This window comes from Variovorax sp. LjRoot175 (assembly GCF_964253805.1).
In the GTDB taxonomy this organism is placed as follows: Bacteria; Pseudomonadota; Gammaproteobacteria; order Burkholderiales; family Burkholderiaceae_C; genus Variovorax.
The window spans coordinates 4439204-4451941 of the sequence record NZ_CAXURY020000001.1 but is presented as its reverse complement, the minus strand read 5'-3'; the positions used below and the strand labels follow the sequence as shown (position 1 = coordinate 4451941).

At 65.2% G+C, this 12738-nt stretch carries 14 protein-coding genes, 1 tRNA gene and 1 pseudogene; 11 read left to right on the top strand and 5 right to left on the bottom strand.

The annotated features are described in order from the left end of the window. Window positions 1–53: 53 nt before the first annotated feature. On the top strand, window positions 54–473 hold the full coding sequence (locus ACSQ89_RS22160) for a group II truncated hemoglobin (protein WP_093106012.1): 420 nt from the start codon (window positions 54–56) through the stop codon (window positions 471–473). Here the strand turns inward: ACSQ89_RS22160 and ACSQ89_RS22155 are convergent. After that, window positions 470–1126 carry a Smr/MutS family protein gene (locus ACSQ89_RS22155; RefSeq protein ID WP_436293393.1) on the bottom strand — a complete coding sequence of 219 codons (657 nt, stop codon included), beginning with the start codon at window positions 1124–1126 and terminating at the stop codon, window positions 470–472. The genes ACSQ89_RS22160 and ACSQ89_RS22155 overlap by 4 nt on opposite strands. 98 nt (window positions 1127–1224) lie before the next feature. Then, window positions 1225–1605 (bottom strand): annotated as a pseudogene (locus tag ACSQ89_RS22150) (UPF0758 domain-containing protein); the annotation flags it as partial. A 63-nt stretch (window positions 1606–1668) separates the two neighbouring features. Between ACSQ89_RS22150 and ACSQ89_RS22145 the strand changes: the two are divergent. From ACSQ89_RS22145 to ACSQ89_RS22135, 3 genes are all read left to right on the top strand, one after another. Then, on the top strand, window positions 1669–2124 hold the full coding sequence (locus ACSQ89_RS22145) for an FKBP-type peptidyl-prolyl cis-trans isomerase (protein WP_093106017.1): 456 nt from the start codon (window positions 1669–1671) through the stop codon (window positions 2122–2124). A gap of 89 nt (window positions 2125–2213) precedes the next feature. After that, on the top strand, window positions 2214–3170 hold the full coding sequence (gene ispH / locus ACSQ89_RS22140) for a 4-hydroxy-3-methylbut-2-enyl diphosphate reductase (protein WP_436296417.1): 957 nt from the start codon (window positions 2214–2216) through the stop codon (window positions 3168–3170). Beyond that, window positions 3167–4132 (top strand): threonine/serine dehydratase, encoded by a 966-nt coding sequence (locus tag ACSQ89_RS22135; RefSeq protein WP_436293394.1) that lies wholly within the window; start codon window positions 3167–3169, stop codon window positions 4130–4132. Before ispH ends, ACSQ89_RS22135 begins: the two co-directional genes overlap by 4 nt. Window positions 4133–4147: 15 nt before the next feature. On the opposite strand, the gene ACSQ89_RS22130 is transcribed toward ACSQ89_RS22135, so the two are convergent. Beyond that, the gene (locus tag ACSQ89_RS22130; RefSeq protein ID WP_093106022.1) at window positions 4148–4558 is read right to left on the bottom strand and encodes a VOC family protein; all 411 of its coding nucleotides are present in this window, start codon (window positions 4556–4558) and stop codon (window positions 4148–4150) included. Window positions 4559–4619: 61 nt separating this feature from the next. On the opposite strand from ACSQ89_RS22130, the gene serS reads away from it, so the two are divergent. After that, window positions 4620–5951: a serine--tRNA ligase gene (gene serS / locus ACSQ89_RS22125; RefSeq protein ID WP_436296416.1), complete on the top strand. Its 1332-nt coding sequence runs from the start codon at window positions 4620–4622 to the stop codon at window positions 5949–5951. 45 nt (window positions 5952–5996) lie between these two features. Next, a tRNA-Ser gene (locus tag ACSQ89_RS22120) sits at window positions 5997–6086 on the top strand. A gap of 94 nt (window positions 6087–6180) precedes the next feature. Here ACSQ89_RS22120 and ACSQ89_RS22115 read toward each other — a convergent pair. Beyond that, window positions 6181–7617 carry a hypothetical protein gene (locus tag ACSQ89_RS22115; RefSeq protein WP_436296415.1) on the bottom strand — a complete coding sequence of 479 codons (1437 nt, stop codon included), beginning with the start codon at window positions 7615–7617 and terminating at the stop codon, window positions 6181–6183. Between the two features lie 860 nt (window positions 7618–8477). On the opposite strand from ACSQ89_RS22115, the gene istA reads away from it, so the two are divergent. The 3 genes from istA to ACSQ89_RS22100 are packed head-to-tail and all read left to right on the top strand — an operon-like array spanning window position 8478 to window position 11047. Further along, on the top strand, window positions 8478–9983 hold the full coding sequence (gene istA / locus ACSQ89_RS22110) for an IS21 family transposase (protein ID WP_436296159.1): 1506 nt from the start codon (window positions 8478–8480) through the stop codon (window positions 9981–9983). After that, window positions 9976–10803 carry an IS21-like element helper ATPase IstB gene (istB, locus tag ACSQ89_RS22105; RefSeq protein WP_436296158.1) on the top strand — a complete coding sequence of 276 codons (828 nt, stop codon included), beginning with the start codon at window positions 9976–9978 and terminating at the stop codon, window positions 10801–10803. The genes istA and istB overlap by 8 nt, the downstream gene beginning before the upstream one ends. Further along, the gene (locus ACSQ89_RS22100) at window positions 10796–11047 is read left to right on the top strand and encodes a hypothetical protein (RefSeq protein ID WP_436296157.1); all 252 of its coding nucleotides are present in this window, start codon (window positions 10796–10798) and stop codon (window positions 11045–11047) included. Before istB ends, ACSQ89_RS22100 begins: the two co-directional genes overlap by 8 nt. Before the next feature lie 63 nt (window positions 11048–11110). Here ACSQ89_RS22100 and ACSQ89_RS22095 read toward each other — a convergent pair whose 3' ends face one another. Beyond that, a complete protein-coding gene (locus ACSQ89_RS22095) occupies window positions 11111–11563 on the bottom strand; it encodes a hypothetical protein (protein WP_436296414.1) in 453 nt (150 codons plus the stop codon). A 297-nt stretch (window positions 11564–11860) separates the two neighbouring features. Between ACSQ89_RS22095 and ACSQ89_RS22090 the strand changes: the two genes are divergently transcribed. Further along, window positions 11861–12253, top strand: coding sequence for an HNH endonuclease (locus ACSQ89_RS22090; RefSeq protein ID WP_436296413.1), 393 nt, complete (start codon window positions 11861–11863; stop codon window positions 12251–12253). Between the two features lie 68 nt (window positions 12254–12321). Then, window positions 12322–12729 carry a hypothetical protein gene (locus ACSQ89_RS22085; RefSeq protein ID WP_436296412.1) on the top strand — a complete coding sequence of 136 codons (408 nt, stop codon included), beginning with the start codon at window positions 12322–12324 and terminating at the stop codon, window positions 12727–12729. Window positions 12730–12738 lie beyond the last annotated feature (9 nt).

The window sequence follows — 12738 nt, the reverse complement described above, 5'->3', positions numbered from 1 at the left end:
GCAACAAAAGCCTGCGCCGAGAAATAGCTCTTTCACATATGCATACTGCCGGCATGCAGATTCAAGACAAGCCGCCCTTCGACACGCCCTTCGAATGGATCGGCGGCGAAGCCAAGGTCCACGCGCTGGTCGAGCGCTTCTACGACCTGATGGAGCTGGAACCGGCCTATGCGCAACTGCGCGCCGTGCATGGCACGACGCTCGACAACGCGCGCCAGCGGCTGTTCTGGTTTCTCTGCGGCTGGCTCGGCGGGCCGCAGCACTACACCGACCGCTTCGGCCATCCGATGCTGCGCGCGCGGCACCTGCCGCAGAGCATCGGAGGGCATTCGATCGGCATCAAGGAGCGCGACCAGTGGCTGGCCTGCATGGACCAGGCGATGGGGGAGACAGGGGTGCCGGAAGCCTTGCGTGCCCGGCTTCGTGACTCTTTCTTCCAGACCGCCGACTGGATGCGAAACAGAAGCGGCTAGCGCCGCGCCGGCGCCAGCAGCACCAGCAGCGCGCCGGCTCCACCCTCGGCCGGCTTGGCCTGCACGAAAGCCAGCGTCTCGCTCTTCTGGATCAGCCAGCGCTGCACCTTGGCCTTGAGGACCGGCTGGCGTCCCGGCGAGCCCAGCCCCTTGCCGTGCACCACGCGCACGCAGCGCAGGCCCTGCTTGTAGGCATCGCGGATGAAGGCACCGAGCGCCTCGCGGGCCTCGTCGCTGCGCATGCCGTGCAGGTCGATCTGGCGCTGGATCGACCATTCGCCCGCGCGCAATTTGCGCGTCACGTCGGTGTGGATGCCCGGGCGGCGGAAGCTCATCGCATCGTCGGCGTCGAGCAGCGTGGTGACGTCGAACTCGTCGGACAGCGATTCGCGCAGCACGCGCTCTTCGTCCAGTTGATGCTGCACCGGGATCGGCGCCGGCGGCTCGGGCGCCAGCGGCACGGCGGCCTTGCGGCGCAGCGGCTGGGTGGCGCCGATCGCGCGCGCGAACAGGTCCTGTTCGGCCAGGCGCTTCTTCTCGGCGGCCGCGCGCGCAGCGGCCGCGGCGGCTTCGCGCTCGCGCTGTTCGGCCAGCTTGTGCTGCAGCGTTTTCAGGTCAGCGAGGCTCTTGATGGCTTTGGGTGGGAGAGGCATGGAGCTCAGGATAAGGCTTCGTCGTCTCTTGCTCAGACCAGGCCGCGCTCGGCCATCGACAGGGTCTGGCCACGGGCGACGATCATGTGGTCCGGCGCCGCGAACACCTCGTGCGGCCGCGCGGCGATGTGCAGCTGCAGGTAGTGCTTGACGGCATCGGGCGAGTCGAACACCGCGCGCTCCTTCAGGCGCTCGGCCAGGGCGCGGCGTGCCAGCTCGAGCACGGCCGCCAGCTCGGCGCGCTTGGCGGTGCCGCCCAGGCCCTTGATGCGTTTGAGGTTGTCGAGCCCGGCATGGAGGAGCCCGGCCAGTCCGCCGAAGCTGTTGAGCAGCTCCTGGGCGAGCTGCAGCACGTTCTTGCCCGCCGCGCCGGTGCGCAGCAGCAGGGCCAGCAACTCGGCATCGCCGAGCGCAGCGGCGCCCTGCGCGATGAGCTTTTCGCGCGGGCGCGCCCCGGCCGGCAGATCCTTGAAAGACATGATTTATGCGGGCTCAAGGGCCCCTCCCTAAAATACAGGCCCAGTCCATAGCGATCCCCCATCTTGTCCTCCACCACCACCGCCGTCGTCACGCCCGGCTCCTTTCTCACGCTGCACTACCGGCTGGCCGGGCCGGCGGGCGACATCATCAACACCTTCAACGACAAACCCGCCACGCTGTCGCTGGGCACCGGCGAGCTCTCGCCCGCGGTCGAGCAGCGGCTGCTGGGGCTGGAAGAAGGCACGCACGCCACCTTCGAGCTGCCGGCCGGCGACGCCTTCGGCGAGCGCAACCCCGAGATGCAGCAGTGGGTGGCGCGCAAGCTGCTCGCTCAGATGGGCGACCCCGACGAGCAGTACGCGGTCGGCGACGTGGTGCAGTTCCCCACGCCCGATGGCAGCGGCAGCTACGCCGGCGCGGTGATCGAGTCGAACGAGACCGCGGTGCGCTTCGACTTCAACCATCCGCTCGCAGGTCAGCCCGTGACCTTCGAGGTCCGACTGATCGGCGTGTTGTGAGCACCGCCGGGCCGCCCCAAGGTGCGAAGGCCCCCTCGGGGGGCAGCGAGGACACGCCAGTGCCGAGCGTGGGAGCCAGTTCAACCGGCGTGCAAGAGGTCATCCTGGCCGAACCGCGCGGCTTTTGCGCCGGCGTCGACCGCGCGATCGAGATCGTCGAGCGCGCGCTCGCCAAGTTCGGCGCGCCGATCTACGTGCGCCACGAGATCGTGCACAACACCTACGTGGTCAACGAGCTCAAGGCCAAGGGCGCGATCTTCATCGAGGACCTGGCCGAGGTGCCGCCGGGCTCTACGCTGGTGTTCAGCGCGCACGGCGTCAGCAAGGCGGTGCAGGCCGAGGCGCGCGAGCGCGGCTTCGAGGTCTTCGATGCCACCTGCCCGCTGGTGACCAAGGTGCACGTCGAGGTCGCCAAGCTCGCGAAGGAAGGCTACGAGTTCATCATGATCGGCCACAAGGGCCACCCCGAGGTCGAAGGCACGATGGGGCAGCTGTCGAGCGGCATCCACCTGGTGGAAGACGTGGATGACGTCGCGCACGTATCGCCCGCGCAGACCGACAAGCTGGCCGTCGTCACGCAGACCACGCTGTCGGTCGACGATGCGGCCGAGATCTCGGCCGCGGTGCGCGCGCGTTTTCCGAACGTGCGCGAGCCCAAGCAGCAGGACATCTGCTATGCCACCCAGAACCGGCAGGACGCCGTGAAGCTGCTGAGCCCGCAGGTCGACCTGGTGATCGTGGTGGGCAGCCCGACCAGCTCCAACAGCAACCGGCTGCGCGAGCTGGCGCAACGGCTGGGTACCGAGAGCTACATGGTCGATTCGGCCGCTGAGCTCCAGCCCGAATGGTTCGAGGGCAAGAGCCGTGTCGGCTTGACGGCCGGCGCTTCGGCGCCCGAGGTGCTGGTGCGCGAGGTGATCGAGCGCGTCAAGGCGCTGGGGGCGGTGTCGGTGCGCAAGATGGACGGCATCGAGGAGACGCTCAAGTTCCCGCTGCCCAAGGGCCTGAAGCTCGACGACATTCCCGCACCGGGTCATATCTCGTGAGCGGCGCCGCAACCATCGACTGGCGCCGCGACATCGAGGCCGCCGCCCGCCGCCTGCACGAGCGCGCGCCGCATTTTTTGCGCGAGACGCCGCTGTGGAAGCTGTCGGGCCGTGCGCTGGGTGTGGAAGTGCCGGGCGTCGAGGTCTGGCTCAAGCTCGAGCATCTGCAGGCCAGCGGCAGCTTCAAGGCGCGCGGCATGATGAATCGTTTGCTGGCCAACGAGATTCCGGAAAGCGGCGCGATCGTGGCTTCTGGCGGCAATGCCGGCATTGCCACAGCGGCGGCCGCGCACGCGCTCGGCGTGCATTGCGAGGTGTTCCTGCCCACGGTGTCGCCCGAAGCCAAGCGCGCGCGCCTGCGTGCGCTGGGCGCGACGGTGGTGGTGGGCGGCGAGATGTACGGCGATGCCCTGGCCGCCTGCCTCGAACGGCAGCGCGAAAGCGGTGCGCTGCTCACCCATGCCTACGACCAGCCCGAGGTGGTGGCCGGCGCCGGTACGCTCGGTCGCGAGATCGAGCAGCAGGGCGGCATGCCGGACGCGGTGCTGGTCAGCGTCGGCGGCGGCGGGCTGATCGGCGGGCTGGCGGCCTGGTTCGAGCAGCGCAGCCGCGTGGTCGCGCTCGAGCCGGAGCGCGCGCCGACGCTGTATCGGGCGCGCGAAGCGGGCGAGCCGGTCGATGTCGAGGTCGGCGGCGTCGCGGCCGATTCGCTCGGCGCAAGGCGCATCGGCGCGATCGCCTGGGACATCACGCAGCGCCATGTGCGCGATGCGCTGCTCCTGCCCGACGAGGCGATCCGCGCGGCGCAGCTGTGGCTCTGGAAGGAGCTCAAGCTGGCCGTGGAGCCGGCGGCCGCCTTGCCGCTGGCCGCGCTGCAAAGCGGCGCCTATGTACCGCGCGAAGGCGAGAAGCTCTGCCTGATCGTCTGCGGCGCGAACGTGGACCCGGCGAGCCTGGCTTAGGGACTGAACAGGCCCTCAGGCCGGCGGCTGGTCGACGTTGACCATCCACGGCACGCCGAACTTGTCTTCCAGCATGCCGAAGCCGGGGGACCAGAAAGTGGCGGCGTAGGGCATGGTGACTTTCCCGCCCTCGGACAGCGCCTTGAAGAGCTGTTCGCCTTCTTTCACATCCTTGGCCTGCACCGAGAGCGAAAAGCCCTTGTAGCCGTCGAAGGCCATGCCGGGCGGCAAGTCCGAGGCCATGATCTGCTTGCCGCGGGCTTCGAGGGTGGCATGCATGATCTTGTTCTTGTGGTCGGCCGGCGTTTCGGCGCCCATCGGGCTCTCGCCGAAGCTCATGCTGAAGAGGATCTTTCCGCCCAGGCTCTTGGCGTAGAAGGCCAGTGCCTCGGCCGCATTTCCGTTGAAGGACAGATAGGCTTCCATCGAATCTCCTTGAGTCAGTTGAAAGGGGAGAGCGATCCTACGCCCCGCCTAAAATCGCCCGATGCTCGATATCACTCTGTTACGCAAGGACCTCGCCTCGGTCGTTGCCCGCCTCGAAACCCGCAAGAAGAACCAGACCTTTCTCGACGTGGCCAGCTTCAGCGCACTCGAGGCCGAGCGCAAGACCCTGCAGACCCGCACCGAGGAGCTGCAGGCGCGCCGCAACGCGCTCAACAAGCAGATCGGGCCCCTGAAGGCCAAGGGCGAATCGGTCGATGCGCTGATGACCGAGGTCAATGCGCTCAAGGCCGAACAGGAGTCGTCGGCGGTGCGGCTCGATGCCATCCAGCCCGAACTTCAGGCTCTGCTGCTCGCGGTCCCGAATCTGCCGCATCCGAGTGTGCCGGTCGGAGATGACGAAACGGCGAATCTCGAGGTCCGGCGCTGGAGCCCGAAGGGCGGCAACGGCGCCGATGCACCCGCGCTCGGCTTCGAGGCCAGGGACCATGTGGATCTCGGCACGCCGCTGGGACTGGACTTCGAGACCGGCGTCAAGCTCGCAGGTTCGCGCTTCACCGTGATGAAGGGGCCGATCGCGCGCCTGCACCGGGCGCTCGCCCAGTTCATGCTCGACATCCAGACCGAGCAGCACGGCTACACCGAGTGCTACGTGCCCTACATCGTCAACGCCGAAACGCTGCGCGGCACCGGCCAGCTGCCCAAGTTCGAAGGCGACCTGTTCGCCGCCAAGAAGGGCGGGCAGGACGGCGAGCCGGCGCCCGATCATTCGGCGCTCTATCTCATCCCGACCAGCGAAGTGCCGCTCACGAATTTCGTGCGCGACGAGATCGTGGCCGAGTCGCAACTGCCCATCAAGCTCACCGCGCACACGCCGTGCTTTCGCTCCGAGGCCGGCAGCGCGGGCCGCGACACGCGCGGCATGATCCGCCAGCACCAGTTCGACAAGGTCGAGATGGTGCAGATCACGCATCCCGAAAAAAGCTACGAGGCGCTCGAAACCATGACCGGCCATGCCGAGGCCGTGCTGCAGGCGCTGGAGCTGCCCTATCGGGTGGTGCTGCTGTGCACCGGCGACATGGGTTTCGGTTCCACCAAGACCTACGACCTCGAGGTCTGGCTGCCGGCACAGAACACCTACCGCGAGATCAGCTCGGTCTCGAACTGCGAGGCCTTCCAGGCCCGCCGCCTGCAGGCCCGCTTCAAGAACGCACAGGGCAAGAACGAGCTGGTGCACACCCTCAACGGCTCGGGCCTGGCGGTCGGCCGCACGCTGGTTGCGGTGCTGGAGAACCACCAGAACGCGGATGGCTCGATCACCGTGCCGGAGGCGCTTCGACCCTATCTGGCCGGATTGGGCGTGCTGCGGGCCTGAAAAGCGCCCAAAGCCTCTGCTAGAATCGCGGGCTCGACAGACACCGGAGAGGTGGCAGAGTGGTCGAATGTACCTGACTCGAAATCAGGCGTCCGTGCGAACGGACCGAGGGTTCGAATCCCTCCCTCTCCTCCAGTAAGCAAGTAAATACGGGCCCTAGCGGCCCGTTTTGCTTTACTACCCCCCTTTGTACCCACCCCGCTGTCCTCCACCACTGCCACGCGTGGTTTCAGGTTTGGCGTCGACCTCCCGCGCGCCTGCGACTCGTAACCTTGCGAATCTGCGTAGCGGTAAAAACCTCATCCGCATCCCCATCCAACTGCAGGTACTGAGCGGGGCTAGTACCGTCAAAACGCTCCCGATAAGTCTTCACCACGCAGTTGCGCCTGCTGTCGTACGACAAGCTGCCGATAAGTGCGGCCTCAGCAACGCTTGGGTACTGCTTCCGCAGATCCAAGTAGTGCTTCTTCGTCCAGGCATGAACAGCCTTCACCAGGGGCCGATACATGCGGCCGTAGGTGCCTTTGCCTACTGTCAAGCCCATTACGTTGAGGCAATAGCCAAGGACGCGCGCGCCCTTGAAGTTCGGCATGGCTAACAGCTCGTTGTAGAGAAGCCGGCGCAGCTTGAACTGAACGATCTTCCAAGTCGACGAAGTTTTCGACATGGGCATGAAGCTAGACCAAGCATCATTGTGTTGAACTGTCCAAGCCGTCCATACTGGTCGCGCCACGCTTGACGCGGCGAGCACGACCTCAAACATCAGCCGGGCAAGCTGGTCATAGATGCTCTCCCCAAATTCGTCTTTGTGAAGCCGAAGCTTGTCTTGGTAGGGCGGATGCTTCGCGTTGCTTACCGCATCGATTGCGTTGACCACAAAGTTCACAATTACGCTAAACCGCCGATAGGCCTCCAACTGGTAGAAATCATCGCCTGCCTCGTTCAGTTTGTGGACACCAGAGACTGCGCCTTCGATGTCGTGGAACGCTCTTGACAAAGCGTAGGAGTGAGGTTGACGCGTTTTCACGAGGTAGTCGTCGAGGGTCAGCAACGTGACGCGGCAGTACATCTCCAGCATTTCAGGCGACCACTTGTCGCGCTCGAAATAGTCGATGTCAAGCGGTGAACCAAAGTCGCGAGCGAGCCCTTCCACCAGATAAAAATTTCCGTAGAGCGTCCGGCTGAAGAGCTTCACAGATCCCAGAAGGCCGGAGGTGAAGTCATCGCCCTCGTGATAGAGGATTGAATCAGTGTTGCAAATTGCCTCGGCCGAAACGTTGGTTGCAAACGCGCCGAGTGGCAAGTGAAATTTCTTGGCCTCTATGGCCTCCTCAAAGATTGCAATGGCTGTACCAGGCGCCGAGCCAATGATGTGTCGGCATAGCTTCCTATTCGCGATGAGCCGCAACACGTGAAAGGCGAATTCTTCGGTCTTGTCGATCTGCTTCGGTGCCGGTACCTGATGGTGGCGTTCAGGAACAGGCGGCGCGAAGTGGATCAATCGTTGCGCAGACCGAGCAAGCTCATCCGCCATTACCGAAAGCTCGGTGTCTGAGCCCTTCACGATGATTCGAAAGAGCGTTTGCGCGTATCGCTCTGCGTTTGTGAACGCTGGTCGAGATCCGCTTGTATTCGACGGTGAGGTGGCGTTTTTGAGTCTGGCCATGTTCCGAGCTTCGGCTCGTTGACGCCGAACGAGCGCGCATGAGGTATTCGCCTGCATGGCCGCCCGAGGGCGGCCATGCAGGCGAAGGCGATTCTCTTGAGCAGGTCTTGATCCCGGGCGCCGTTGCCAGCCCGTGGGGCGGCGGCTGCACGCGCCGCCCGTGACACACGCGGGTACTGCGAGGTACAACGTCGACGATGCCGAAGTAGGCGGGTGCGGCAGCGGTCACTAATGCCTGGCAGCCTGGAGACCGCGCCGCGCCCTACACCGTGCCGATGAAGGTGGTGCTGCAGCAGTGTTGCACCCTGGGACGAGTCCGTCCAGCACCTTTGGCTGATCGCCGAGGATGGACATGGACCGTGCGGCCCGCCTGTTCCTGTGCGCGCGTTGCCGCGACCAGGTGCTGTTGTGTTCACACTGCGACCGCGGTCAGCAGTATTGCAGTCGGGCGTGCTCGAGCCTGAGTCGGCGTGAGCGGCGACGCGAGACTGCCGAGCGCTACCAGAGCAGTCGCAGCGGTCGCCTCAAGCATGCCGCGCGCTCCGCGTGCTGGCGGGAACGGCAACGTTCGCTGCGTCAGGCCGGCGCGGGCGACGCCATCGATAAAGAAGTGACGCACCAGGGTTGCCCGCACGCGGGGGCCGATGCTTCACTGCTTGCATGCGACCCACCCAGCGAACCACCCAGCGCGTGCGAGTTCACCGTCCTCACCGAATCGCCATCGGCCCACGACGCTGCGCGGGTGAGCGCCGGCGCGGTCCCCTTCGCTGCACTCGGATGCCGGCGTTGCGGTCACGAGCTGCGGCCCCATGTGCGCCTGGGCTCCCTGCGCACGAACGGCCTTCGACAGCGCGGCGGTCATGACCATCCCTCTTGATCTGGCCGCACGCATCGAGCGTCTGTTCACGGTCGAGCGCTGGCGCGTGGGGACCATCGCGCGCCAATTGCACGTGCACCGCGACACGGTGCGCCGTGTGCTGCGTGAACACGACGTGGCACCGCCAGGCGTGCCGCTGCGCCCGAGCCTCATCGATCCTTACCGGGCCTTCATCCGAGAGACGCTGGAGAAGTACCCGACGCTGACGGCCAGCCGGTTGCATGACATGGTGTGCGAGCGCGGCTATGCGGGGCAGGCCAGCCACTTCCGACACCTGGTGAGCACGATGCGTCCCCGGCCGTCGGCCGAAGCCTACCTGCGCCTGCGCACGCTGCCGGGTGAACAAATGCAATGTGACTGGGCTCACTTCGATCACTTGCAGATCGGCCGTGCGCGGCGCCCGCTCATGGGCTTCGTGATGGTGCTGAGCTACTCGCGGCGCATCTTCCTGCGCTTCTGCCTCAATGCCCAGATGGACAGCTTCCTGCGTGGCCACGTCGAGGCGTTTGATGCGCTAGGCGGGAGCGTCAGAACGGTCCTCTATGACAATCTCAAGAGCGTCGTGCTCGAACGCGTGGGCGATGCGATTCGCTTCAATCCCGAATTCCTGGCCTTCGCCAAACACTACCGCTTCGAGCCGCGTCCGGTGGCGGTCGCACGAGGAAATCAGAAGGGACGGGTTGAAAGGCAAATCGATTTCATCCGCAAATCCTTCTTCGCCGGGCGCGAGTTCACCGATGTGGCCGACCTGAACGCCCAGGCGCGCCGGTGGTGCGAGGGCAAGGCGTTCGATCGGCCCTGGCCCCAGGATGACTCGTTAACCGTGCGCCAGGCCTTCGCTGTCGAGCAGCCACGCCTGCTCGGGCTGCCCGCCACCGGCTACGCCCTGGGCCAGCGCCTGGATGTCGAGGTGGCCAAGACGCCTTACGTGCGCTTCGATCTGAACGACTACACGGTGCCGCATACCCACGTGCGGCGCACCCTGTCGGTGCTGGCCGATGAACAGCGCGTGCGCATCTTCGACGGCGTCACCGAACTGGCCAACCATCCCCGCAGCTTCGAGCGTCATCAGACGATCGAGGACCCAACCCATTTGCAGGCCCTGGTGCAGCACAAACGCAATGCGCGCTCGCACCGCGGCTGCGACGTGCTGGCCCAGGTCGCCCCCGCCAGCACCGAGCTGCTGCAAATGGCCGCCGAGCGCGGTCACAACTTGGGGTCAATCACCGCCGCGCTACTGCGACTGCTGGACCAGTACGGCGCGCCGTCGCTGCAGGCGGCCATCCTGGAGGCCATCGAGCGCAAGGTGCCCCATCCCAACGCCGTGCGCCTGGCGCTGGAGCGCGCGCGCGAGCGCACCGGGCGGCCTCCAACGCTGGCTCTCGCGCTGCCCGAGCACGTGGCGCGACGCGACGCGCCGATGGCCACGCATTCGCTCGCTTCCTACGACCGCCGCTACGACCCACCCAAGGACGCCAACGATGAATGAGCCAATCCCTCCTGTCCACCCAGGGGCCTCTCACGCCGAGTTGCGGGCGCAGGCCGCCGAGCTGCGCCTGCACGGCCTGCTGGCCCACTGGGACGAGTTGATGGGTCAGCCCGAGAGCGAACACCGCGTGCGCCAGTGGCTGGGCTGGGAGAGCGCCGAGCGAGCTCACCGCAGCCTCGAGCGGCGTCTGCGCGAGGCGCACATCGGCCGCTTCAAGCCTCTGGCCGACTTCGACTGGAGTTGGCCCAAGGAGTGCGACCGCACCGCCATCGAAGAGTTGATGAGCCTGCAGTTCCTCGCCGACGCCAGCAGCGTCGTGCTGTTCGGCCCCAACGGGGTGGGCAAGACGATGGTGGCGGCCAACATCGCGCACCAGGCGGTGCTCCAGGGGCATACGGCGCTGTTCACCACCGCCGGTCAGATGCTCAGCGAGCTCGCCTCGCTGGACAGCGATTCGGCCCTGCGCCGGCGGCTGCAACACTACGCCGCACCGGACCTGCTCCTGGTCGATGAGGTCGGCTACCTCTCGTACTCCAATCGTCATGCCGACATGCTCTTCGAGCTGGTCAGCCGACGCTACCTGCACAAGAGCACGATCGTGACAACGAACAGACGATTCGCTGACTGGGGCGAGGTCTTCCCCAACGCCGCCTGCGTGGTCTCCCTGGTCGACCGGCTGATGCACCGCGCCGAGGTCGTTCGCATCGAGGGCGAGTCGTACCGCCAGAAAGAAGCCGAGGAACGCGCCACGCAACGCATGGCCGCCCGCACCGCCGCGACGCGCTCGAAGCCAGCGTCCACGCGCAAGCCGCGTGCGTGACGCCCGCCAGGCCATGGCCGCCTCGATGAGAACGCCGCGGCGCAAGCGCCCCTCCCGAGCGACTGCCGCCTTCGCGCTGCCGTCGCACTGGTCGCCCAGGCAGGCCCTGGCCGTCTTCGAGTGCCTCGAGCTGATGCGCGAGCAGCTCTGGCTCGCCTACGGCCCCGAGATCCAACGCGCCTGGCGCGATCAACTCGTGCCCGATCGCACCCCACCCGACTTCGATCCCGACTCGCCGTTCTGACTGCACAGCGGCATCGCCCAACGAGCAGATGGCCCCTTGCGGGGCCATCTGCTCTTCGTCACGTCAATCCCAACCGGGGCAAACCAAACCCGCGTCCTCACCAGCGTATAGCAGCGGATCTATACCGTCGCCAACAGCGTTTCGTCGGCCGAACACGGGAGGCCGGATGAAGGCATACCAAACCCATGTCATGAACGTGCCTAGAAAGAGAGCGCCCAACGCTGCTTGCCAACCGGACCGCGTGAGAGAACTGCGCGGCACCCACCAACCTTCCGCCAGCCAGACCTCTGTGAGCAGGGTCGCAAGCCCGATGAACGCCATCAGGCCGAAGGTCAGACGATAGAGTCGAGATGGAGCGATTGCTACTCGGAACCTATAGCGGATGTCTGTGATCGTGAACACGATCACCATGAGCGCTAAGGAAGAGATGAACTCGGCGAATCCAAACAATCGCGGAGTCTCTTTGCCGAGCGGAACAAAGCAAAAAGCCAAGTAGCAAACTTCGGGTGAAGACAATGATCTTCCTCTGGATGACTAGCCGCTGTCGTATCGGCTCAAGGGCGACGAATTTAGCTCATCTCCAGTTCCGTGATGTAGGCGATCGCTCGACGCGCGATACACCAACCGATCACAGCCGACCGGCAAGACGTGTGTTTCGCTCCAACCGGCCTCATTGAGGCGCTACACTTCACATCGATCGAGGCCTGAAAATCTCGACAGCCTGACCCTAGGTCAGGCACCGCCATGAGCCCAAGGCCTTGGCGCCCGAGCTGCGCCTAGCGTCAACGGGGGATCACCACACCGTGAAGCCCTATGACGACATCCCGAGTTCGAACTCTTCGGCGACAAGCCTTCCAAGCGCAAGACGAACGTTGCTTCTACTGCAAGCTTCCGATGTGGGAGACCAGTTGCGAAGCGTTTGCAGCGCGCTGGCATCTTTCATTGGAAGAGGCCGCGCTGTTCGCTTCCACGGCCGAGCATCTCACCGCGAAGATGGGTGGGGGGAAAGACAGTCGGTCGAACATCGTCGCCGCCTGCAAACATTGCAACTCAGAGCGCCATGCTCCCGACCCGAGCGCGGCGCTTGACCCAGATGCCTACCAAGCCCATGTTGCACTGATGGTCGCTGATGGGCTCTGGCACGCATGTCGTCGGAAAAGCGCTGACGATCGCAGCACCCCGCGGGGCGGCCCCATCCCAATGTAGACGACCCAGCATGCGCCCACGCTCTATCGGCCAGAATCTGGCAGTCGAATTCACAACCACGCGGTCACATGGATGCATCAACCCTCACCTCAATAGTCGGCGTTGGCCTGTCAATATTCTTCGCGACGTCGGTCGCTTTTTTTGCGCTAGACGAGAGCCGGCGTGAACAGCTCTTCCGCTTCTGGAAAAAGTGGATCAGCATCTCGCTTCTCTTGGTTATCGGAGTGAACTCGGCTGCTGGCATTTACTTGTTCATCGTTGGCCCGCCGCAACTGGTTCGATCCGACATCCTCAAACTGCTGCTCCACATCTTCAACGTGTGTGCGGTGCCCCTCCTCCTTTTCATGGACGCCATGCACAAAGTGCTGGACGCGAGGGACGCAAAGCGGTCTGAACTGGCGGCATCAATCGAAGCGTTGACAGCAAGGATTGAGGCCTTGGCCCCACTTGGTTCGGGGCCTGAGCAGCGCGCGTGAACCTATCGT

Excerpts from the sequence above, each read along its gene's own strand:
- istA (WP_436296159.1), top strand. The coding sequence starts at position 8,478 with ATGACCATCCCTCTTGATCTGGCCGCACGCATCGAGCGTCTGTTCACG.
- ACSQ89_RS22160 (WP_093106012.1), top strand. The coding sequence starts at position 54 with ATGCAGATTCAAGACAAGCCGCCCTTCGACACGCCCTTCGAATGGATC.
- ACSQ89_RS22115 (WP_436296415.1), bottom strand. The coding sequence starts at position 7,617 with ATGGCCAGACTCAAAAACGCCACCTCACCGTCGAATACAAGCGGATCT.
- ACSQ89_RS22155 (WP_436293393.1), bottom strand. The coding sequence starts at position 1,126 with ATGCCTCTCCCACCCAAAGCCATCAAGAGCCTCGCTGACCTGAAAACG.
- ACSQ89_RS22090 (WP_436296413.1), top strand. The coding sequence starts at position 11,861 with ATGACGACATCCCGAGTTCGAACTCTTCGGCGACAAGCCTTCCAAGCG.
- ACSQ89_RS22085 (WP_436296412.1), top strand. The coding sequence starts at position 12,322 with ATGGATGCATCAACCCTCACCTCAATAGTCGGCGTTGGCCTGTCAATA.
- serS (WP_436296416.1), top strand. The coding sequence starts at position 4,620 with ATGCTCGATATCACTCTGTTACGCAAGGACCTCGCCTCGGTCGTTGCC.
- ACSQ89_RS22130 (WP_093106022.1), bottom strand. The coding sequence starts at position 4,558 with ATGGAAGCCTATCTGTCCTTCAACGGAAATGCGGCCGAGGCACTGGCC.
- istB (WP_436296158.1), top strand. The coding sequence starts at position 9,976 with ATGAATGAGCCAATCCCTCCTGTCCACCCAGGGGCCTCTCACGCCGAG.